Genomic DNA, 20716 nt, shown 5'->3' on the forward strand with positions numbered 1-20716 from the left:
GCGCAGGAGTCTGCCGGTGTGGTGTTCCTGTACGGTGGCGGTGCGTTCGGCGTGGGTGAGGTCGTAGTTGCGTATGGTGGCGACGGTGAGGGCGGCAAGTAGGTTGAGGGTTCCTGCGAATCCGACGGCGAGGGCTGGGGTGGTGAAGGATGCGACGGCGGCTGCGATGGTGGGACCGAGGGTTTGGGCGAGGAAGATGAGGCTGCCGTGGCGTGCCATGTATTTTTGGTAGTCGTCGCCGAGTAGGGAGGGCATGGCGGCGGAGGCTGCGGGGGATGAGAAGGTGCCGAAGGTTGAGACGAGGAATGCGATGGTGAGGAAGGCGGGTAGTCCTGCGGCGGCGTAGAGGGCTGGGGATGCGATGAGTAGGGCGGCGCTGGCGAGTCTGAAGCTGACGGTGAGGGTTTTGCGGTTGAATTTGTCGGCGATGGTGCCTGCGAAGGGCGCGAAGAGAATGACGGGGATTGCCTCGACGACCATGACAATAGCGGAGTGAGCGAGGTCGCCGGTAGCGCCGTAGGTCAGCAGGGGCATAGCGATAGCTTGGATGCTGGACGCAAGAGCATCAGAAACCTGCGCGGTCAGGAGCGTGAGTTGTCCGCGGGCGTTCAGCGGCGTTGCTGATGTGGGTTTTGATGCTGTGGATGTGGGATTTGCGGTTGAGTCTGGTGTATTTGTTGGGGTGTGCGGCTTAGATGGTTCAGGGGGCTCAGGCGAAGGCTCTGTGGTGCGTCTCATAATACTGTGGATTCTATCACTGGTAAGAGAGCTGGTGGGTGGGGTGTGGAAGGTTCGCTGAATAGGTGTGGAACCCACGGGATGACAAACTGATAGATACAGTGGACCTGAGATGAGGGCAAGCCGCTTCAAATAAAACCATCACCCTGCCATCACGTCCCGTCGCCGCCTCAACATTCTCCCTCCCACCGCTTCTCACGAAGTTGTCAGCGAGAGTAGACTAAAGATACGGAAGGTTTCTTAGATGAAACCTATGCCGAAAGGAACTCATGATGTCAAAGTTTAAGACCGAAGTAACCGAAGGTATTTTCCCGCTGGGTGAGGTGAACCCGGTATCGACAGCGCCGGATATGCCGTCAAGCTACAACTACCCGCTGGTGTTTGACCCGGAGGTGAGCGCCAAGGTGGCGAACGTGAGTTTTGAGCCCGGTGCCCGTACTAAATGGCATAAGCATGTGGGTGGGTACCAGATTTTGTTGGTGACCGCCGGTGAGGGCTGGTATCAGCAGGAGGGCGAGGAGCCCCGCAAACTTCACGCCGGGGATGTGGCGGTCGCCCGTAATGGGGTGAAGCACTGGCACGGTGCCGCTGCCGATTCGTGGCTTTCGCATATCGTGGTGAACGCGGGTGAGGCTGTTTGGGGCGACCCGGTGACTGATGAGGAATACCCGGACTCCGAGAAATATAGGTAAACGCGGTCTCGAAGGCCGGATGCGTGGGCAGGGCTTCGTGTTTTTCTGGGGTCTTCATCGAGCCAGCTAACTTAGCCACAGCATCGCGATCAGGCACATAACACTAGTGTAAGCGCGCGAGCAAATAGGATTTCGACGAAAAGATAACATTTCGCTATCTTTTCGTCGAAATCCTATTTGCTCGCGCGGTGCTCTTGGGGTATCCCGCAGAGTGGCGGGTGTGAGGTGGTGATATGCCAATGCGGCGTGTCGCCGTGGGTTTCCTGTTATCACACGGCACAAACAAAATTTTTGGAAGTTCTTACCCGAAATCCCCACCTGAGAGAAACTTAACGGTAAAGTGCTAGATAAGTGAAGCTTGAAGGTTTGATGCGGAACTATAAAGGGCTAAGATCTACTGGTCGCTGTAGGAAAGAACTAAAAGTTCTTCCAACGCCAGCACACACCATGCTATTTTTGTAATAGGATTAATGGAGAAGAGATCATGAATTGGATAAGTGAAGAAGATAAGAAAAAAGGTTGGAAAAAATTCTTTGAATCTTGTTTCTATCCAATACAGGTCTGGTTTCTAAATCTAATCTTTATATGTGGGCTTTCTTATGTAATTGTTGCATATCCTGAAAATTTGAATATAAATATAAATAATTATTTAGAGATCGCCAAAAATATAATGTTAATTGTGACATTTTTATTTAATTTTAATACATCTATAATAACAGCATTTGCTACGCTTATATTAACTCTCTTTTTAAATCTTAGGAATGAGAATGAAAATAATTGGACGTCTCCTGATGATTACGCAAGAAAGTCTGCTTATAAAAAATATGTATGGACTATAACGCATGTTTTAGGAAGCGTTTGGTTCATATCATTTATATGCGGTCTTCTAAATATAGAAGATGATCGTTCTAGAATAAATTCGGATATACCAGTATGGGTATTTTTATTTCTGTCATGGTTTATTCTATCGATTTCAAGGCATGTAAATAATATAGACCTAACAACACATGATAAAATTATGAAATCATGCTATGATATACGCAAAATTGAGGATGGAAATAATGGGTTAAATAAGATTTCTGCATGGATTTATGAACTGCATGTGCAAAAAGAAAAAAATCGGAAACCATGTAACTATACACACTATAAACTCAGAAACGAGATACCTGGAAGAATAGAAAGTGCTGGATTAATATCATTGGTTGGAGGTGGTAAGAATAAGATAAAAGGAATGTATAAATATATAGCTTTTACAATTTTATTCGGTACACTTTTTCAAAGTTTTATTCTTGTGCTTTTTTATTGGGCTACGTATGAGATTAAACTAAAATTTGATTTGAAACTTATTATTGGAGCCTTAACTACAATATTTGTTATGGGGATACTTATTTCAATATATTATTTGTTAAATTTTGATAAAAATATTGTTAATTGGAGAATCACTTCTAGAACTTATAAACCACGATACTCATTTTTCTCTGAATATTTCTTTGAGTATTTATTTTCTGCTTTTTCATTTTATATCTTACTAGCAATCCTGCATGTTATAGTACTTGCAGCACTTACAGGTTTTTTTGGTTTTGGTCAGAGTAATTTACCTTCTCACGTCATTTTTATGAATATGTCATTTACTTCTCCGACTCATATTAATTTATCAATTTATAATTATTTTTCCATCCTCGTTATATGTGTATTTTCATTGTTTGTTCTTCCAGTCTTGGAGATATTTATTTATCAAAATATTTTAGATAAAAGAATTGAAAATATCAATAATGAAGCTATGAATATATTGATACCATATTATTTTGAATCCCTTAAATCTTCTGGTATATATATAGATCAAGAATTACGTTTTTCTAACGATGAAGAAGTAAATATTTATAAAATAGCGATGTCTGTTTATCTTCGGTTAGAATCCCGTCAACTATATATGACCTACAGGCTTTCTTCTGGAAAAGATACTAAAAATATAGATCAAGATTTAGAGGATGCATACGAAACTGCAAAAAGAGATATAAAATAAATCGTTGAATCTTTATTGTTGTCTACGGTACTAAATTTAAGGCCTATAGTATTGGTATTGATGTGGCTAAGGGGAGTATTAAGAGATAAGGAAAAATTTGGAGGAATTTCGAATATTTATTGAATGTGGTTTCTAGGTCTTATTTATCTAGGAGGGTACTGTGGAAGTTAAAGATGTTGTTATCAGCGTTGTAGTTCCTCTTGTTGCGGCACTCATGTCATATTTTGGCTCTCGTCGTGGCACGAAGGTGTCTAGGGAAGAGTTTGAGAATAGAAAAGAGGCGACTCCGCCAGAGCTGTTACGTCTGGAGAAATGGTCGACGATTTTGAAGGATTCTAGCGATTACCCTGAGAATATTAAACATGAATTGGATATAAATGCTATTCAGTCTACCTATAATGATATTATTAAGCGAGCCACTCTAGAAAATAAGGTTATTAAACTTGGTATTTTATCAGCTGAAGTTAGGGAAAATTTAACTTCAATTAAACTAAGTTCAGGGGGAAGATATTATCCAAGACCTTCATGGGAGAAAATGGTATTAAAGAATTGGGCTATAAGTATAACTTTAATTATTGGTTTTCTGATCAACTTTATAACTCTAGGATTTGGTGTCGCTACAGGACGTACGCCTTTCTGGTTATTTATTATATTTTTTGCAAGTTTTATATTTGCAGGGGTCATGACTTTTCGTGCAGAGAAGTTTAATAAAACACAGAAAAATATTATTTTCCGTAATGGATATCATGCACTTCGGGATGTTTATTTAGCGAGGGAATCTATTAGCCTTGTCGAGACTCCTAGAGAGATTAAAGAGCGGGAAGGGTTTGAAAAGACTAGGATTTATAAGGACTGGGAAATTAAAGAAGAGTATCCCGAGTGGACCTCATGGAACTACGGGTTAGATATTGGTTGTAACAATAAGCCTGAGGTTTCTGGTGATATTAAGACTTCTAAAATTCGGTCTATATTCCTGTGGTGTAAGAGTCTATTTCAAAACTTTCTCCGGAAAGCCCTAAGAGGCGAGAACTCTAATCCTTCTTCAGATGCTTAGCCACCACCTCGGGGTGGGCGTCAAGTAGTGCCAGTCCTGCGGTGGTGAGTTTGTAGGATCGCATGGGAACCGCATCCTCAAACTGGGCGGGGGAGAGGTGTTCCCGAGCTAAACCCATCAGCTCGGCCTTTTTCGCACCGCTCAACCCGCTCACGCCCGCATCCTTCGGGGCTTTACGTAGCGCCGGGGCGGTCACCAAGTCCAGAGAATCCGTGGCAGACTCCACCTCCACGAATCCGGTCTCAACGAGCATCCGCAGGTCGAACGCCGCATCAATCCCGTAGGTGTACTCAAAATATTTCGGGAACCAGCTCTGCGTGGTAAACGTATCGAAACCCACGCGCCACAGCAGAATAATATCGCCCGCCGTCACCTCAAACACGCGCCCGCCGGAAAGCTCAATCTCGTCAAGCATCTCAAGCACCCACTTCGGAACTAGCTTTGACGACAACAGCTCCACCTCTTCAAGCCACGCCGTCAGGTCGCGTTCCGGCGAAATATACGGCAGGCTCCGATGGTTATGGTACACACACTCAACCGTCACGACCCGCTCGGGGGTTGCACTATCATACCCATCGGCTCCGCCCCTACTGACTGTTACTACGCTACCCCTCTCGAACTGGCCGCACCTGTAATACTCTCTAACTTTTTAATATCATTGCCCTCTGCCAATATTTATTTCAAATATACTTAATTCCCAATTTTATAACTCCGAAAGTATTCTAACTGCCATTTTTGCGTTGACTGAGCTGTTTTATTTAAATTTGTACACCAAGGTGGATAAAAACGCATGGCCATCTTCCCCTTACTATCCCTTGTAGAGAGAATCCTTTTATTAACTGCCACCTCTTTCGGAATAATAAATAGCCCACTGTTGTAGCTGTCGATTACGACAATAACAAGTTCATCACCCAAGTCTTCATTAGTATAAGGAACATTATTATTGTTTTGGTCTTTTTTCCAAAAGACTGTAAAGTAGCCTTCTTTTTTGGGTGTCCTCTTTGCTAAACGACACCTTTTATATTTTTGCCCTTCCTTTGTCTTAATAAGGAGACCTTCATAGTCCTCATTCCATTTTTCTTTAATGAAATCAAAATCACCATAAAACTCATGAAGGATATCAATAATTTTCAATATTTTATTACCTTTCTTCGGAAAATCTTTTTTATTTAATAGAAGATATCTCGGCTCCGCTCGCACTAACAGTCACTATGCCTCCCCGCCCGAACCGGCCCCGCCCGTGAGAATGCCCGCCGCATACGCCGCCTGCCCCACGTGCTGGGCGGCATCGTCGATCATACTCACCAGCCGCACCCCGCGCGTCACATGCGGAGTCCACGACGTATCAATCACGTCATCCAAATCAGCCTCGCTCAAACCCGCGATGTACTCGCTCAACGCCGCGGTGGTCGCACCCAAATATTCGACCAGCAGCGCGGCATCCTCCACCACGACGGCGCACGCCTGCTCTGCGGTATGCCCGTAGCCCTCTGTATCGCCCAGTTCGCCCAGGTTGAATCGGGCATCAAACCCTTGACTGTGCCACACCTGCGGCTTGCCGGTCAGCTGCGCGAGCTGCGCATCCATCTGCCGCCCCGCATGCCACAGCAGCCAGGCGATCGAATTCGTATGCCCACCCGCGTGCGCGTTCAATGCCCCTGCGGGCAGGGTGTTTACAAGGGCTTTCGCCTCAGTTGCGGGTCGGCTTGCAGCTTCGCACAGAACATCGCGGGCATCCATAGCGGCTCCTTCATTCGGGGGTAAAAGTGTTTACCACCAGTCTAGATTCCAAAGGGGCAGAGGCACATCTATTTTGAGGCTATTTAAGCTGCGAAACACAAAGCAACCCGCAGGATGGGATGTACTTCTGTCAGTTACCGCGCCGCCCCACACGTTATATGCAGACAATATAATCAGTGGAGAATATGTTTTAGGTGGACCGATTTAGGACCTGAGGAGGTAGAGATCGTTGACTATCACTGACAAAATTGCGCCAATTCATCCCGGAGAAGTCCTGCTGAAAGACTTTATTGAAGGGTTTGGGATTACCCAGAATAAAGTGGCGGTAGCAATTGGCGTGCCGCCCCGGCGCATCAATGAGATCGTGCACGGCAAGCGAGGAATCACAGCCGATACAGCTGCGCGCCTTGCCCGATACTTCGGCACGACACCGCAGTTTTGGCTAAACCTGCAAACCACGTATGAGCTCGATATGGTGGAAGACCTCAAGGGTGAGCAGATAGCGGCAATCCAACCGCTCAAGGTGGCGTAACAGCCAGTACTGCCCTTGTCTATTCTGGGGCTTATTTCGCATTCGGCGACTTAAATAACCGCCGAATACATAACAAATCCCACAATAGAAAATCGAGGTGCGACAAAGTTAACCGCCGCAATAACGCTCACCGTCGCCGCCGTTCTTTCACAACTAACTCTGCGCGACGGTCTTCTGATAGCGTTCGCCCCACGCCCACAGCGCATCGAACAGGGTGCGCATGCTCTGCCCCAGCTCGGTCAGCTTATACTCCACGCGCGGCGGCACCTGCTCGTAGACGGTGCGGGTGAGAATTCCGCGAGCCTCAAGCTGGCGCAGGTTTTCGGTGAGCACCTTCTGCGAAATATTGCCGAGTGAGCGCTGAAGCTCCTTATATCGCAGGGGCCCGTTCAATAAATAGTGCACAATGAGAGCGCCCCAGCGCGTTGAAATAACCTCCAGTGTGGCTTCGACGGGGCACTGCGGTAACTCAGGATCTGTGTAGGAGTCTTGATTAAACACTTTAGTTCCTTAAAGTAACTAAGGCACGTTAAAGTGCCGTCTTCACAGGTGTTTATCGCGTCGGTAGCGTTGAATACGTCCTAAGAATACAACGTTTATCGCGGAGGAAACATGAAAATCGCAGTCATCGGTGCAAACGGTAAATCCGGTACTCTCGTCGTGCGAGAGGCCACCGAACGCGGGCATGAAATTACCGCCATCATGCGTTCCGAACACCCCACCCCGGCGCAGCACACGCTCATTAAGGACGTTTTCGCGCTCACTCGCAACGACCTGTCGGGGTTCGATGCAGTGGTGGATGCATTCGGCATACAGACTCCTGAAAACTTTCACCAGCATAAGGGTCATTTAGTACATCTTGCAGATGCGCTCAGTGGCACCCCGACCCGCCTGCTCGTTATCGGCGGTGCCGGTAGCCTGTACACTGACGACACAAAGACTAAGCGTCTAGTGGATTCGCCCACTATGCCGGAAGAGTTCAAGCCGCTGTCAATCGCGAAAACACAGGCGTATGATGCGCTGCGCATCCGCGGCGATGTTGTCTGGACGTATCTGAGTCCGGCCCTGGTGTTTAACCCTGAGGGTGAGCGCACGGGCGAATACCAGCTGGCAGGCGATGTGCTGACGATGAATGCCGACGGGCAGAGCGAAATCAGCTATGCGGATTTTGCGGTCGCCGTGCTTGACCTTATCGAGTCGGGGGAGCATCAGTGCGAGCGTGTAAGCGTGGTGTCGCGGTAGCTTGCACCCTCACTGCCGGGTGTAAAAAGAGCCTTTATGTGAATAAAGCGGGATTTCCAACTCTTTATTCACATAAAGGCTTTTTTAGACTGCATAAGATAAGGTAGACGGCCCGCCAGCGTAGCGTCAAAAAACTTAATGTTTTCTTGCAAAAACCAGGAATAAATGCCATACGCTGACCGTTGAAGTTCACCGGAACACCAGACACGAATTATAAACACCTCAAACTTCACCGGGAGAACACTATGACTACCGCGCGCCTTCACTTTGATATGGTCGTTATCGGCTTCGGCAAGGGCGGCAAAACCCTCGCTGGCGCCTACGCGAAAACCGGCAAGAACGTCGCCCTGATCGAGCAGTCCTCAGAGATGTACGGCGGCACCTGCATCAATATTGGATGCGTGCCCACCAAGGCGCTTGTGCACCGGGCTGATGAATTCCGTGCCCTCGGCGAGCACAATGCTGACGCTGCGAACGCCGCCTATGAGAGCGCCGTGATTTTCCGTGACAAACTCACCGGTGCCATGCGCGCGAAGAACCGCGAAATTCTCGAATCGAATGCCACCGCCAAACTCATTGACGGTCACGCGCGGTTCCTTTCAGATACCGAGGTCGAGGTTACTGCGGGCGAGGATAAACTGGTTGTCACCGCCGACTGTTTTATCATCAACACCGGTGCCGTGGCGACTATCCCGCCTATCCCGGGCGCCCGCGAATCGAAGCGCGTGCTCACCTCTACCGAGCTGCAGAAGCTCACACCGCGCCCGAAGCGCCTGGGCATTATCGGCGGCGGCCCCATCGGTGTCGAGTTCGCCGGTATTTTCTCTTCCTACGGCACCGAAGTAACCCTGCTTGAAGGTGCTCCCGCGCTTTTCGGGCGTTATGATGACGACGTCGCCCAGGCGGCACGCGAGATTATCGCCGACCAAGGCATTACCGCTCACGCGGGTGTTCGTGTAGAGACCGTTACCGATAACGCCGACTCCGTGACCGTGAACTACCTGGACTCCGAGGGTGCGTCCAAGCACCTTGAGGTGGATTACGTGATGGTCGCAACCGGGCGCAAACCCGCCACCGAGGGGCTGGGGCTTGAGAACACGAGCATCGAAACCACCGAGCACGGCGCAATCGCTGTCGACGAGCACCTGCGCACCACGGCACCGAATATTTTTGCGCTTGGCGACGTTAACGGCGGCCCGCAGTTCACCTACATTTCGCTGGATGACTACCGCGTGGTGCTCTCGCAGCTGCTTGGCGACGGTTCCCGCTCCACGAAGGATCGCCAGGCGGTTGCCGCGACCATCTACATGAACCCGCCGCTCTCGTCCGTCGGCCTGACTGAGCGTGATGCGCTCGCCGCCGGTCATACCATCAAGGTTGCCGCCAAGCCTGTTGCCGCTATCGCCGCCATGCCGCGTGCGAAGACCCTGGAGAACCCGCGTGGCATCATGAAGTTTGTGATTGATGCCGAGACTGACCAGATTCTTGGTGCTCAGTTGTTGGTGGTTGAGTCTATGGAGGTTATCAACCTTGTGGCGTTGGCAATGCGCCACAATATTACGGCATCGCAGCTACGTGATGAAATTTACACTCACCCTTCGATTACCGAAGGACTGAATGAGGTTTTGGCGAATACGGTGCCTGTGAATTAAACTTTACCTTTGAAATAACAGGAGACTTTGGGGTGCCTGCGAGCTTCCCAACCCGTGCTGTCGTGATGCGGCGGCGGGTTGGGAAGCTCGTTTAGTTACGGGGTGTCTATATCTATTAGCTAAGGATGACCTAATATAGTACTTGCAGACAGACAAACGTTCTATTAAGAACCCCCTAAGCTGTTGTAACTCAATGGCAGGAGAAGATCATATGGCGCTACCCAAGATTGCCCCCTATTCGTACCGCGAACAGGAACATCAAAACCGTGTAAACTGGCGGGTCGATCCCGCGCGTGCCGCGCTTCTCGTGCATGATATGCAGCGCTATTTCGTGCGCGCCTTTGAGCTGGAACGCGACGGACAACCCCTCCCAGACGCTCAAATTAATATTGCCATTGCCAATATTCGCCGCCTACTAGATGCGGCACACGCGGCGAACATCCCGGTCTACTACACCGCCCAACCACCCCGCCAGAACCCCGCCGACAGGCGCCTGCTGACCGATTTCTGGGGCGACGGCCTGCAGGACGACGAAAACGCCCAAATTCTCGACGAACTCGCCCCCACCGAGGCCGATACTGTGCTCACTAAATGGCGCTACTCCGCCTTCGTGCGTTCCCCGCTCGAAGAGCAGCTCAAAGACCTCGGGCGCGATCAGCTCATCATCGGCGGCATATACGCACATATCGGCTGCCTGACCACCGCCCTTGAAGCGTTCATGCGCGATATTCAGCCCTTCATGGTGGCGGATGCGCTCGCCGACTTCACCGAAAAAGAGCACCGCATGGCCTGTGAATACGCCTCGGGTCGATGCGCCCGCGTGCTTAACACCGCTGAGGTGCTGGAGAACATCAACACCGGTGCCCTCGTCACAGCAGACGAACCGGAACTCCTAAAGGTATGCGCATGAGCTGGGTTATCGTGACCGGCGCAAACGGCGGAATCGGCGCGGCAACCGTGCACGAACTCATCAAGAATAACTATTCGGTGTATGCCGCCGATCTGGCGGACAAACCGCACGAATCATTCGCCGCCTACGGCGACGCCATCTTCCGCTACCGCTCCGTTAACGTGAGCGACGAAGAATCGGTGCGGGCGCTCGCACGTGCCGCCGCTGAAGTGGATGAACCTATCCAAGGCGCCGTCTTGGCGGCGGGAATCGTGCACAGCAAACCGCTCTTAGACACCTCTTTTGAAGACTGGAAACGGCTGCATGCGGTCAATGCTGACGGCGTTTTCCTGTGCCTGCGTGAGTTCGCGCGCGCTATGATTGAGCAGGTGCAGACATCGCCCGAGAACACGCGTTCGCTGGTGACGGTCGCCTCCAACGCCGCCCGCGTGCCCCGCGCCGAGTTCGGTGCTTACGGGGCCTCGAAAGCCTCAGCGGCGCGGGTATCGTCAAGCTTTGGGCTGCAGCTGGCGCGCCACGGCATTCGCGTGAACACGGTCTGCCCCGGCACCACCCGCACCCCCATGGTGACCGACGCGTGGAACGGCGAAGACCTCAGCGCCCTACCCGTGGCGGGCAGCCCTGAGACCTTCCGCCTGGGAATTCCGCTCGGGCGCATCGCCGAACCCGCCGATATTGCGGCGGTGAATGCCTTCCTCATCAGCGATGCCTCACGGCATATCACCATGCAAAATATTGTTGCCGATGGCGGCGCAACCTTCTAACAGACCCGAAAGGCGTTATCAGTGAGCAATAATCTTCCTGATTTTATGTTTGCCACCGGAACCCGCGTGATGCGTACCGCCGGTTCCCTGCGCCAGGTCGCCCTTGAGGATGCGCGCGCCGCCGCCGAATCCGCCGGTACCGCCGTGGTCGGTCTGATTCCTTTCGACCCGAACGCCCCCGCGCATCTCTTTGTGCCCGAACGCCTGCAGATCGACGACATTCCGGTGCCCGAGCATGAGGTTACACTCGCCGAACCAACGCAGATTGAGGGCCGCGAAAATCCCGAGTATCGGCAGGCGGTGGCGACCGCCGTTGAGCGTATGAAGGCGCATCAGCTGGATAAGGTCGTGCTCTCTCGCCTGCTGCGCGCCGATTATGCGCCGGGCACACTTGACCTTGCCGAGGTGTATAACAACCTGCGCGCCCAGCAGCCCAACACGTTTGTTTTTAGCGTTAAGCTGCCGCAGGACCACCGCGGGTTGGAGCATCCATATCTGATGGGTGCCTCGCCGGAACTGATTTTCAGTACGGAACCCGACACCGGGGAAGGCAGCGCCTTCAAAACGCACCCGTTGGCGGGCAGTGCGCCGCGCATCGCCGAGCATGGAAGCGCCGAGGATGAGGCTCTTGGGCAGCGGCTTATGGCTTCGCGTAAGGACCGTGGCGAGCATGCGACCGTTATCGCCGATATTCGGGCGCAGCTGGAACCTATGACCCGCCAGCTCACTATTCCTAAGGAGCCTTCGCTTCTGCAGACCCCGCAGCTGTGGCATTTGGGCACCCCCATCTCGGGTGTGCTTAAGCAGGGTATGACCTGCCTGGATGGTGCACGCGCCATTCACCCGACCCCTGCGATTTGCGGCGCCCCCACCGAGGCTGCGCGGCGTATGATCGCCGAACTTGAGCCGTTTAGCCGCGACTATTTTGGCGGGCTCATCGGCTATATGAACGCGGACGGAAGCGGCCAGTGGGCGCTCGTGCTGCGCTGTGCTGAGGTTGATGCGCAAACCGCCATCCTCTATGCGGGCGCGGGCATTGTGGCTGAGTCAGACCCGGCGCTGGAACACACCGAAACCGGTACGAAACTGGGCAGTTTCGGGCGCGCACTGGGCATTAATACGCTGCCGCAGGCGGTTCCAGCAGACGCTTAACATCCAGCGGTGTGGCGACCGAGTGTACATCCACCACGGGAACGGTGTCTTCGGTTGCCACCGCCAGCAGGAACCGTTCGGGATGCGCCGCCCGCCCCGCCGTATCCGCCGTTGGATGCGCTACCGGGCTGAGCGTCAGCACCGACCAGGTAATAAAGAACGAGCGCTCGCTATTCGCAGGGGTGTTGTCGCCCGATATATCGCGGTTTTTCGGGGTCTGATGCTTACCGGCATCCTCACCGCCCGCCGACGTCTCCTCTGTTGATGTATCTAAATCTTCGGGCAGAGTGAGCGTGGCACGCACACTCACTCGCGGACTTACAGAAAGCTCATGCTCGCAGGGGCGATCCTGTCTGCCCGGAGCATCCAGCGGGTTTGCCGGTTCGCACAGGGCGCTGACCATCGCCAAGGTCGCATCGTCACATTCAATCTGTACCGTCTGCGGTGAAACACTTAGCCCGTGCCCGGTTGCCTTGAGTACTGCCTCCTTCGCGGTCCAGATGGCAACTCCCGCCGCCTGCTGCTGGCCTGGCGGCAGAGACTCATAGTCGGCACGTTCGTCGACGGTGAGCGCAACCCGCGCAAAACCTGGGAAAAGTGAGGCCTGAACCCCCTCAAGATCAATGCCGAGAACCACCTGCTGCTGGGCACAAAAACCGCCTGCCGCCAGCGAGGGAACCTGCGACATATTGAAATTCACGCCCGCAATGCGCGGCTTACCGTGCGGTTTACCGCTCGCGCAGAGCCGACATGACCGATCCACCGTGATCGTGCGTGCGCTCCGCCCCGAAATACCCAGCCGAGGCGCGGCCACCGCCCGCATGAGGGCTTCAGTAGCCAGGTAACTCACCGAGGCCGACGGGCTGTGTATCGACGCCGCCTTGCGCCGAGCCTGCTCGCCCACATAGTCAAGCCACGTGAACCTTAACCCGCCTGTAAAGGTGCGGGTGGGCAGGGTAAATACACTGATATGCGTGCGTGAAACATCCGCATCCCCGGAAGATATAGAGTGGATGGTCATACCCTAAGTCTACCCGCCCGCCGCCTGGAACCTGTGTGACGTGACGAAACCTCTAGCTTCATGAACTGACGCCACACTCTGCGCTTTACGAGCGTGTAAGGTAAAGTCGAGAGCATGCAGAATCAGATTATTGCGGCGGCTGACGGCTCCGCGCTTGGTAATCCCGGGCCTGCCGGATGGGCATGGTACATTGACGAGAACCACTGGGCAGCAGGGGGCTGGGAGCACGGTACCAACAATATGGGCGAGATCAAGGCAGTTCTCGACCTGTTTGAGGCGACCGCACACCGCGCCGAGAGCAAACTTCTGATCTACTGCGACAGCCAGTACGTGATTAACTCCCTCACCCAGTGGATGCCCGGGTGGAAGAAACGCGGCTGGAAAAAGGCCGACGGTAAACCCGTGCAAAACCGTGACCTGCTCGAAGCGCTCGATGCCGCAAGCACCGGCAGGGACTACGAGATGGTCTGGGTTAAAGGGCATGCTGGGCACGAGCTGAACGAGGCCGCAGACTCCCGCGCGAACGCAGCCGCACAGGCCTTCAAAGAGGGGCGAGAACCCGAAACCGGCCCGGGATTTCCCGGCTCGCCCCGTACAACGGGTGAACAGAGCACCCCGAGCGCTCAAGCCGCCCAAACTCCTGAAACCGCGAACCATGCTCACGCCCAAGACCCCGATACTCTTGCTGCGGATGCGCACCTGAGCCTCGAAGACTTCACCGAAACCGAGGTGGAACGCGCACGCCAGGGGTTCGACTCCCTGAAACTCAACGGGATTCTCAAACCCGCATCCGCCGTTGCCGCACCCGATCCGCAGGCGGTGCAGGAGCGGAAAACGAAACTTGCTGAAGCCTCCGCACGTGCCGCAGAGCGCGAGGCGCAGGTGCAGCAGCGAGTGCTCGCCGAGCAGGAACTCGCCGAATCAGAAGCCGAAGAGAACGAAGAATTTGAAGGCGAAGGGTTCGAGGAAGCCGAGCAGGAGAGCAACTCTCAGGGAAGCGTCACGGAAAATGCCGTGCCCGAAGAGCCTGCATCCGCCCCCACGGGAACCGCCGCATCGGTACCTGCACAACCGGAATTTTCCGCTCCGAACCCCGAAGACGCCGTGCACGCCGAACGTGAGCTTGAGATGCGCGGCGGGAGCATGAGCGAAGCCGAGATTTCTGCGCTGCTGCACGAGCGTCTGGTGTGGGTGACCGCGACCGGTCGTTCCGTTAGCCGTGCCGACACCATCGCATACCGTGCGCGTGCCTTCACCCAGCAGGGCAACCCCGCCAAACAGGGCGTGCAGGTTGTCGATGATCATAATGTGCTCATCATGGCGGCGGTGCAGACGGCACGCGGGCGGGTCAATCGTTCGAGCCTGTGGCATTACGACACGGCGGCAGCCCCGAAGAGCTGGCGGCTGCGGTTTAGGCAAGAGACTACCGCATCATAAACCCGCGAATTGCCTGCATAAATCGGCGCAGTCCGCACGAGAGACGGTGTTACCAGAGCATCTGCGCCTAAGAAAAACCGGGGCTGCCGTGAAGTCCGCTATCAATCCTTCACGGCAGCCCCGCATGCTATCTCGTTAAAGTTCAGTGCATATAGTGCGACTCTGGAACCTAGCCCACAAACATCGCAGCGTTCGCGTTTTCAGTCTCCGCATAGTTCACACCCGCACGGTCAAGAGCCTCGTTAATCTGGGTAATCGACTCTTCCACACGCTTCTGGGTGCCGCGCCAATTATCAAGCACCGCCTGAAAGTTCGTCGATGCCGAGCCCGTCCACGAACCCTGCAAATCCTGTAGGGATGCGGTCATCCCGGTAACCTCGGCGCTAATGTTAGCGACCTGGGTTTTAGCCTGGGCTGCCTTCGCTGCAATAGTCTCTGAATCGACGACGAACTGTGCCATGATATTCCTCCTGGGTAGGGTGTAAAGGTTTTTTCGAAAGCTGCCAGCCGCGTGAAAATCTGCCGTAGAATTCCGTGCCGTACAGCGCTCACCATCTACCTTAGAGAAACGCCCATCGCGATGCGCCCCCAGTTCCTACCACCTGTGGATAACTGCCCGCGCGGGACATAAAAACCGGTTATCCACAGTCCGAGAGCGTCCTAAAACCGGCATGGGATGCGGTTTCTCAGCTGCGCCAGCCGAACTATGACGAACTATCTCCCCGCCCAGCGGCTACTGCGAAACGCCGTTATCGGTCATTACCGGCGCCGGATAGAACGGCAGGCTAATAACAAAGGTCGCACCGCCTCCGGACGTTTCCTCAATATGCACAGAACCGTCGTGCTGCTCCAAAATCGCCGCCACAATCGACAGCCCCAGGCCGGTGCCGCCGGTCTCACGCGAACGCGAGGTATCGGTGCGGTAGAAACGCTCGAACACGCGCTCGCGATCTTCACCGTGAATACCCGGGCCGTGATCGCGCACCTCAATAACCGAGAGCGGGTATCCGGGAACATCTTCGCGCACGCCAACCGCGATTTCTAAGGGGGTACCTGCCGGGGTGTAGCGCATCGCGTTGGTGAGCAGGTTGGCGACCACTTGGCGCATCCGCGATTCGTCGCCGATCACGGGTGCACTTGTGGGGGCCACATCGTCGGTAAGGCCCACAAGCGAGACTTCACGATCCGGCGACGTTGCGTAGGCGTCGTTGCTGGCATCAACCGCCAGGTGGAACAGATCGAAGGGGGCGAGTTTAGATTCGCGGCGTTCGTCGATGCGCGCCAGCGTGAGCAGATCCTCGACCAGCTGGCCCATGCGCTTCGACTCGGACTCGATGCGCCCCATCGCGGTTGCCACGGCCTCGTCATTGGGCAGGGCACCCTGGCGGTATAGTTCGGAGTACCCGCGAATACTCACCAGCGGGGTGCGTAGCTCGTGCGAGGCGTCTCCCACGAACCGGCGCATCTTCGCCTCTGACTTCGCCTGTGCATTAAATGAACTCTCAATCTGCGCGAGCATAGTATTCAGCGAGATCGCCAGGTTGCCGATCTCGTTGCTGGGGTTGTAATCCTCGATGCGCTGCGAGAGATCCCCAGCGGCAATCTTCGCGGCGGTCTGCTCCACACGCGCCAGCGGCTCGAAGGTGCGGGTCACAATAACCCAGGTCATCGCGATTGCAGCGGCAAGTGTGGCAAGCCCGAACGCGAAGGTCAGCACCCCAACCAACGCGACCACCTGGTTCGTCTGCTTCAGCGGCAGGGCAATCACCATTGAAGATGCCTGACCGTTGGTTGAAGACTCCAAAGAAATCGGCATAATACGCCAGTCGTTAGAGCCTGTCCGCGAGTTTACGGTCGTGCCGGTTTCGTGGTATTTCTTGACCTTTTCGGAGTCCCAGCCGGTCAGAACCGGCTCGTTTTCCGCCTGTTGATCGGCTCCCGCAATCGAGTACAGCACGTTTCCGTCCTGATCGAGTACATAGACCCGGTACGAGCCGACCGCCCCGTCCTGCCGGGTCTGCGAGGTTCCGACGGAGGAAACGAGCGAGGAAGAGCTCGCCTTCATCTCTTCGTCGAGCTGATGCACCATTTGGGCGCGCAATGCCGAAATCGCCACGAGCGAGGTGACCGCGATGGCAAGCGCAATGAGTACCGAGGTCACCAGCACCAGCTGAGTTCGCAGCGACAGCGAGTGAGGAAGACGATCAACAGGTTTCAGTGGCACGAGATACTAGCTCCGAGAACCGCGAATCATGTAGCCCACACCGCGTTTGGTGTGAATGAGCGGTTCGTGTCCTTCGCGGTTGTTGTCAATCTTGCGGCGCAGGTACGAAATGTACGACTCCACAATGGAGGAATCGCCGTTGAAGTCGTACTCCCATACGTGGTCGAGAATCTGTGCCTTCGAAAGTACGCGGTTTGCGTTGAGCATCAGGTAGTGCAGCAAGTTGAACTCGGTGGGGGAGAGGTCGATTTCCTCTTCTCCCAGGAACACCTCATGGGTATCAATGTTCAGGCTCAGGTCGTCCACACGCAAAATCGCGTCGTCTTCTTCCTGGGCGTTGCGTGACCGGCGCAGTATAGCGCGGATGCGGGCAATCACCTCATCGAGCGAGAACGGCTTGGTGACGTAGTCGTCACCGCCCGCGCCCAGGCCGGCAACCTTATCTTCGGTGGCGTCCTTCGCGGTGAGGAACAGCACCGGGTACGTGCGCCCCGCATCGCGCAGACGGCGAGTCACCTCAAAGCCGTCCATGCCGGGCATCATCACGTCGAGGACGATAAGATCCGGCTGCTCGTTTTCAGCCTTCTCAATCGCCTCGCGACCGTTACCGGCGGTGACAACCTCAAACCCCGCAAACCGCAGGGATGTAGCCAAAAGCTCTAGAATATTGAACTCGTCATCAACGACGAGCAGTTTAGCTTCTGTAGACATTGTGTACTCTTCTTTCACCAGGAAAATTATCGGAAAATCTTATGTACCGGTATGCGCGTCTTAGCTTGCCCGCCTGCGCAGAACCGCCAGCACAATACTGACCATGAGCGCAAGAAAAGCGACCGGAAGCAGAATCAGCGGAATCTGACTCATGAGCGCTGGCGGATGCGCCCCCGCCCATTTCATGAGGAGCATGACGACGCCGCATATTACGCATACTACGGCTAGAATACCGCCGCCTGTACCTAGCCAGCGAATCGCTCGGGTGTAGGGAAGGGCAGCGGCGGCCTCTACGGGCTCAGAGGAAGATACGCTTTTGCTACTCATGGCATAACCGTATCAGGTTTATGGGCCTGCTCCCGCCGAAAAACGCAATATTGCGCTGTGGCGGGCAGTATTCACAGCGTTTGCGCAGGTTAGGGTCTGACATGGGTGCATGCGGGCGAAAACATCACACGAACTCCTCGCCGTCATCGCGCCGGGAGATGCTTTAATAGGTAGTATGTCTGAACAGGTGAACCAACAGCCCGACGAATCTACCGTGCCCACGCTTGAACATGATGCCGAGACAACGGCAGCTGTGCATGACCCTTTCGTCGTTAAGGAAGATGAACTTCCTACCGGGGAACCCACCCTGGGGCCTGCGCATAGGCGCCGTCGCACCACGAAGGTTGACGATATTCTTGCGGAGGCAAAAGATATTGCACTCACCGGGGTTGAGGCTGTTGCACCGCATAACTCTATCGGTCTGGTGCATCATTTGCGCGGCGAAGAAGAGCGCTTGACTACGCATCTTTTTGAGTGCCTGCTGCCGGGGTACCGCGGGTGGTTTTGGTTTGCGACTCTGTCGCGGGCGCCTCGATCTAAGGTCGCGACTATCTGCGAAGTCGGTCTGATTCCCGGTGATGATGCGCTTCTCGCCCCCGAGTGGGTGCCGTGGGCGGATCGCCTGCAGGCCAGCGAACGTGATAACAACGGCGCTGAGGATGAGGGCGCATCCACTGAGGAACAGCAGGACGCTGAGGATGCCGAAGAGGTTTAGCGTGAGCTTTTGCTGAGAGCCGCCTTGATAGTTTTGCTTTTCGCGGATGTACTCGGAACGATTTTCGAGATGGATTCTAAGGCGAAAAGTTCGCTTCAAGCGACGCGCCGGGGTAATCCGTGGCAAAACTACTTAAAAAGGTACATAATAGTTACTCAGATATAGGTTCGATATAAGGCTAGGCTACGTTTGCTTGGCTGCAGGTTGTATATAAGGGGAATAAGACGGTATGACCGATCTGATTGATACCACTGAAATGTACCTGCGCACCATCCTCGAACTTGAGGAAGAGGGCATTACCCCCATGCGTGCGCGTATTGCGGAACGCTTAGACCATTCCGGTCCGACCGTCTCACAGACCGTGGCGCGTATGGAAAAGCACGGACTGCTCACTGTTGAGCCCGACCGTCACCTCGAACTGACCGATGAAGGTCGCAAGAAGGCTGTTGAGGTTATGCGTAAGCACCGCCTCGCCGAGCGTCTGCTCTCTGATGTGATCGGTCTGGATATCGAGTATGTACATGATGAGGCTTGCCGCTGGGAGCACGTGATGAGCGATCACGTGGAGAGGCGCATTCTGGATATGCTCAATCAGCCTAAGTTCTCTCCTTACGGCAACGCTATTCCCGGTCTTGAAGAACTCGGCGTCGACAGCGAAAAGAACGACGAACGTACTGTTCCTATGGCGCTTGCTGCCCGTGATTCCGGACCAGAGGATCGCTTCACGATTTCACGCTTCCCCGAATCTATCCAGACGGATATTGACCTGCTCAAGGTGCTTGCCGACGCCGGTATTACCTTTGGCGCTTCGGTGTCTGTGGTCGGCGGCGACAATAACGATGTGATTGTGCGTGCTGATGGCGAAGATGCCTCTATCTCGCTGGATTTGGATGTTGCGAACGCTATTGTGGTCAAGCGCGCATCTGCACTCTAAAGAATGTATCGTTCGCCAGCCGGACGGTTTTAGAAGGAGGCCGATAGTGCGCCTTCTTGTATAGATCTCATAATTGACCGTGGGGCTTACCGTAGGGTGAGCTCCACGGTTCTGTTATATCCTGAATTCTCGGGAATGGGCGGGTGTGAGCCGCGGTTACTCCTTAATATATAGGGGTGGCTGCCGAATTGTACTCTTCGGGACGATATATCTGTATCGTCGAGAATTTGGCGTGTCATAGTGCATCCATGACGGACGTACCTTCTGCAGATGCGATGTTCAAAACCAGGTTTTGGGGATACATTCCAGATATAGCGCGGAAGTTGCTGTAAAATGGCAAAACTTTACAGCGCGACTATCAGGAGAAAATTAACGTTCGCGCAGAAAAAAATTTTAAGAGATATGGATCAACCTTAAAGAAACCTGGGAATGCTGGATATTTGTGTCGATAAAACCCCTCAAATTCGCGGAATGCTGTATAAAACTACTAGTCAGGGGCTTATTTTAGAAGAACAAGTGTTCTTTTCGTAAAGTATTGATAACTCTCTGTTATGGACTATTTGACACTATTAGAGTGAAAAAAGGTGGCGACACGAGGTGACAACTGAGAGTTTTCTGTGTATTCTCATTTTGTGTCCAAATCCTAATCGTAAGAGGACACCCTTGGAGTGAATTCGCCGAGTTCTGCCAGCACTTCAAGGAACGTCTACCCAATACGGCAGAAGCGGGGGAACCACTTTTCGGTTTCTCCTTAGGGGAGAAGCCTAGGGGCTAAGTCACGCAAGTGACCGAGTGAATCCATGCTCGCGCCCGACAGCTTACCTCGTCAGGCAATGGAGGAATATTAC

General features: G+C 53.7%; 22 protein-coding genes and 1 riboswitch. Of the genes, 12 read left to right on the forward strand and 10 right to left on the reverse strand.

The features are described from left to right. The coding region (locus HMPREF2554_RS09310) for an MFS transporter (RefSeq protein ID WP_246826057.1) at nt 1-738 on the reverse strand (738 nt) is incomplete at its 3' end. A 272-nt stretch (nt 739-1010) separates the two neighbouring features. Between HMPREF2554_RS09310 and HMPREF2554_RS09315 the strand changes: the two genes are divergently transcribed. The 3 genes from HMPREF2554_RS09315 (at nt 1011) to HMPREF2554_RS09325 (ending at nt 4507) form a co-directional block, all read left to right on the forward strand. Then, the gene (locus HMPREF2554_RS09315) at nt 1011-1430 is read left to right on the forward strand and encodes a cupin domain-containing protein (protein ID WP_004005581.1); all 420 of its coding nucleotides are present in this window, start codon (nt 1011-1013) and stop codon (nt 1428-1430) included. A 484-nt stretch (nt 1431-1914) separates the two neighbouring features. After that, nucleotides 1915-3453, forward strand: coding sequence for a hypothetical protein (locus tag HMPREF2554_RS09320; protein ID WP_070554936.1), 1539 nt, complete (start codon nt 1915-1917; stop codon nt 3451-3453). 160 nt (nt 3454-3613) lie between these two features. Continuing rightward, nucleotides 3614-4507 carry a hypothetical protein gene (locus HMPREF2554_RS09325; protein ID WP_070554938.1) on the forward strand — a complete coding sequence of 298 codons (894 nt, stop codon included), beginning with the start codon at nt 3614-3616 and terminating at the stop codon, nt 4505-4507. On the opposite strand, the gene HMPREF2554_RS09330 is transcribed toward HMPREF2554_RS09325, so the two are convergent. The 3 genes from HMPREF2554_RS09330 to HMPREF2554_RS09340 form a co-directional block, all read right to left on the reverse strand. Beyond that, on the reverse strand, nt 4485-5036 hold the full coding sequence (locus tag HMPREF2554_RS09330; RefSeq protein WP_083297468.1) for a hypothetical protein: 552 nt from the start codon (nt 5034-5036) through the stop codon (nt 4485-4487). The two genes, HMPREF2554_RS09325 and HMPREF2554_RS09330, sit on opposite strands and share 23 nt — an antisense overlap. Before the next feature lie 161 nt (nt 5037-5197). After that, nucleotides 5198-5641, reverse strand: a complete 444-nt coding sequence (locus HMPREF2554_RS09335) for a MepB family protein (RefSeq protein ID WP_070554987.1) — start codon at nt 5639-5641, stop codon at nt 5198-5200. A gap of 75 nt (nt 5642-5716) precedes the next feature. Continuing rightward, on the reverse strand, nt 5717-6247 hold the full coding sequence (locus tag HMPREF2554_RS09340; RefSeq protein ID WP_070554942.1) for a mycothiol transferase: 531 nt from the start codon (nt 6245-6247) through the stop codon (nt 5717-5719). 229 nt (nt 6248-6476) lie between these two features. Here HMPREF2554_RS09340 and HMPREF2554_RS09345 point away from each other — a divergent pair, with 229 nt between their 5' ends. Then, entirely contained in the window at nt 6477-6779 is a 303-nt protein-coding gene (locus tag HMPREF2554_RS09345) for a HigA family addiction module antitoxin (RefSeq protein ID WP_070554944.1), read from the forward strand. Nucleotides 6780-6932: 153 nt separating this feature from the next. Here HMPREF2554_RS09345 and HMPREF2554_RS09350 read toward each other — a convergent pair whose 3' ends face one another. Then, the gene (locus HMPREF2554_RS09350; protein ID WP_070554946.1) at nt 6933-7280 is read right to left on the reverse strand and encodes a winged helix-turn-helix transcriptional regulator; all 348 of its coding nucleotides are present in this window, start codon (nt 7278-7280) and stop codon (nt 6933-6935) included. 111 nt (nt 7281-7391) lie between these two features. On the opposite strand from HMPREF2554_RS09350, the gene HMPREF2554_RS09355 reads away from it, so the two are divergent. The 5 genes from HMPREF2554_RS09355 (at nt 7392) to HMPREF2554_RS09375 (ending at nt 12499) form a co-directional block, all read left to right on the forward strand. Continuing rightward, nucleotides 7392-8021 (forward strand): NAD(P)-dependent oxidoreductase, encoded by a 630-nt coding sequence (locus HMPREF2554_RS09355; RefSeq protein WP_070554948.1) that lies wholly within the window; start codon nt 7392-7394, stop codon nt 8019-8021. Nucleotides 8022-8266: 245 nt separating this feature from the next. Next, on the forward strand, nt 8267-9673 hold the full coding sequence (locus HMPREF2554_RS09360) for an FAD-dependent oxidoreductase (RefSeq protein ID WP_070554950.1): 1407 nt from the start codon (nt 8267-8269) through the stop codon (nt 9671-9673). Nucleotides 9674-9884: 211 nt separating this feature from the next. Beyond that, nucleotides 9885-10583 carry an isochorismatase family protein gene (locus tag HMPREF2554_RS09365; protein WP_070554953.1) on the forward strand — a complete coding sequence of 233 codons (699 nt, stop codon included), beginning with the start codon at nt 9885-9887 and terminating at the stop codon, nt 10581-10583. Then, nucleotides 10580-11347: an SDR family oxidoreductase gene (locus tag HMPREF2554_RS09370; protein ID WP_070554954.1), complete on the forward strand. Its 768-nt coding sequence runs from the start codon at nt 10580-10582 to the stop codon at nt 11345-11347. Before HMPREF2554_RS09365 ends, HMPREF2554_RS09370 begins: the two co-directional genes overlap by 4 nt. A 21-nt stretch (nt 11348-11368) precedes the next feature. Then, the gene (locus HMPREF2554_RS09375; RefSeq protein WP_070554956.1) at nt 11369-12499 is read left to right on the forward strand and encodes an isochorismate synthase; all 1131 of its coding nucleotides are present in this window, start codon (nt 11369-11371) and stop codon (nt 12497-12499) included. Here the strand turns inward: HMPREF2554_RS09375 and HMPREF2554_RS09380 are convergent. Continuing rightward, the gene (locus tag HMPREF2554_RS09380; protein ID WP_070554958.1) at nt 12462-13520 is read right to left on the reverse strand and encodes a 4'-phosphopantetheinyl transferase family protein; all 1059 of its coding nucleotides are present in this window, start codon (nt 13518-13520) and stop codon (nt 12462-12464) included. The two genes, HMPREF2554_RS09375 and HMPREF2554_RS09380, sit on opposite strands and share 38 nt — an antisense overlap. A gap of 114 nt (nt 13521-13634) precedes the next feature. Between HMPREF2554_RS09380 and HMPREF2554_RS09385 the strand changes: the two genes are divergently transcribed. Continuing rightward, nucleotides 13635-14957 (forward strand): ribonuclease H family protein, encoded by a 1323-nt coding sequence (locus HMPREF2554_RS09385; protein WP_070554960.1) that lies wholly within the window; start codon nt 13635-13637, stop codon nt 14955-14957. Nucleotides 14958-15126: 169 nt separating this feature from the next. Here the strand turns inward: HMPREF2554_RS09385 and HMPREF2554_RS09390 are convergent, their stop codons facing one another. The 4 genes from HMPREF2554_RS09390 to HMPREF2554_RS09405 all read right to left on the reverse strand — a co-directional run bounded on the left by HMPREF2554_RS09390 (nt 15127) and on the right by HMPREF2554_RS09405 (nt 18219). Next, nucleotides 15127-15417: a WXG100 family type VII secretion target gene (locus HMPREF2554_RS09390; RefSeq protein ID WP_004005567.1), complete on the reverse strand. Its 291-nt coding sequence runs from the start codon at nt 15415-15417 to the stop codon at nt 15127-15129. Between the two features lie 273 nt (nt 15418-15690). Then, entirely contained in the window at nt 15691-17181 is a 1491-nt protein-coding gene (locus HMPREF2554_RS09395) for a sensor histidine kinase (protein WP_070554962.1), read from the reverse strand. Between the two features lie 6 nt (nt 17182-17187). Continuing rightward, the gene (locus HMPREF2554_RS09400; protein WP_070554964.1) at nt 17188-17892 is read right to left on the reverse strand and encodes a response regulator transcription factor; all 705 of its coding nucleotides are present in this window, start codon (nt 17890-17892) and stop codon (nt 17188-17190) included. 60 nt (nt 17893-17952) lie between these two features. After that, entirely contained in the window at nt 17953-18219 is a 267-nt protein-coding gene (locus HMPREF2554_RS09405) for a hypothetical protein (RefSeq protein WP_004005565.1), read from the reverse strand. Nucleotides 18220-18394: 175 nt separating this feature from the next. On the opposite strand from HMPREF2554_RS09405, the gene HMPREF2554_RS09410 reads away from it, so the two are divergent. Then, the gene (locus tag HMPREF2554_RS09410; RefSeq protein WP_246826058.1) at nt 18395-18934 is read left to right on the forward strand and encodes a DUF3027 domain-containing protein; all 540 of its coding nucleotides are present in this window, start codon (nt 18395-18397) and stop codon (nt 18932-18934) included. Between the two features lie 229 nt (nt 18935-19163). Next, the gene (locus HMPREF2554_RS09415) at nt 19164-19868 is read left to right on the forward strand and encodes an iron-dependent transcriptional repressor DtxR (RefSeq protein ID WP_004005563.1); all 705 of its coding nucleotides are present in this window, start codon (nt 19164-19166) and stop codon (nt 19866-19868) included. Nucleotides 19869-20533: 665 nt separating this feature from the next. After that, nucleotides 20534-20716: riboswitch (cyclic di-AMP (ydaO/yuaA leader) on the forward strand.

This window comes from Rothia sp. HMSC071F11 (assembly GCF_001809115.1).
Lineage (GTDB): Bacteria > Actinomycetota > Actinomycetes > Actinomycetales > Micrococcaceae > Rothia > Rothia dentocariosa.

Excerpts from the sequence above, each read along its gene's own strand:
- HMPREF2554_RS09315 (WP_004005581.1), top strand. The coding sequence starts at position 1,011 with ATGTCAAAGTTTAAGACCGAAGTAACCGAAGGTATTTTCCCGCTGGGT.
- HMPREF2554_RS09320 (WP_070554936.1), top strand. The coding sequence starts at position 1,915 with ATGAATTGGATAAGTGAAGAAGATAAGAAAAAAGGTTGGAAAAAATTC.
- HMPREF2554_RS09340 (WP_070554942.1), bottom strand. The coding sequence starts at position 6,247 with ATGGATGCCCGCGATGTTCTGTGCGAAGCTGCAAGCCGACCCGCAACT.
- HMPREF2554_RS09355 (WP_070554948.1), top strand. The coding sequence starts at position 7,392 with ATGAAAATCGCAGTCATCGGTGCAAACGGTAAATCCGGTACTCTCGTC.
- HMPREF2554_RS09360 (WP_070554950.1), top strand. The coding sequence starts at position 8,267 with ATGACTACCGCGCGCCTTCACTTTGATATGGTCGTTATCGGCTTCGGC.
- HMPREF2554_RS09365 (WP_070554953.1), top strand. The coding sequence starts at position 9,885 with ATGGCGCTACCCAAGATTGCCCCCTATTCGTACCGCGAACAGGAACAT.
- HMPREF2554_RS09370 (WP_070554954.1), top strand. The coding sequence starts at position 10,580 with ATGAGCTGGGTTATCGTGACCGGCGCAAACGGCGGAATCGGCGCGGCA.
- HMPREF2554_RS09380 (WP_070554958.1), bottom strand. The coding sequence starts at position 13,520 with ATGACCATCCACTCTATATCTTCCGGGGATGCGGATGTTTCACGCACG.
- HMPREF2554_RS09385 (WP_070554960.1), top strand. The coding sequence starts at position 13,635 with ATGCAGAATCAGATTATTGCGGCGGCTGACGGCTCCGCGCTTGGTAAT.
- HMPREF2554_RS09390 (WP_004005567.1), bottom strand. The coding sequence starts at position 15,417 with ATGGCACAGTTCGTCGTCGATTCAGAGACTATTGCAGCGAAGGCAGCC.
- HMPREF2554_RS09400 (WP_070554964.1), bottom strand. The coding sequence starts at position 17,892 with ATGTCTACAGAAGCTAAACTGCTCGTCGTTGATGACGAGTTCAATATT.
- HMPREF2554_RS09405 (WP_004005565.1), bottom strand. The coding sequence starts at position 18,219 with ATGAGTAGCAAAAGCGTATCTTCCTCTGAGCCCGTAGAGGCCGCCGCT.
- HMPREF2554_RS09410 (WP_246826058.1), top strand. The coding sequence starts at position 18,395 with ATGTCTGAACAGGTGAACCAACAGCCCGACGAATCTACCGTGCCCACG.
- HMPREF2554_RS09415 (WP_004005563.1), top strand. The coding sequence starts at position 19,164 with ATGACCGATCTGATTGATACCACTGAAATGTACCTGCGCACCATCCTC.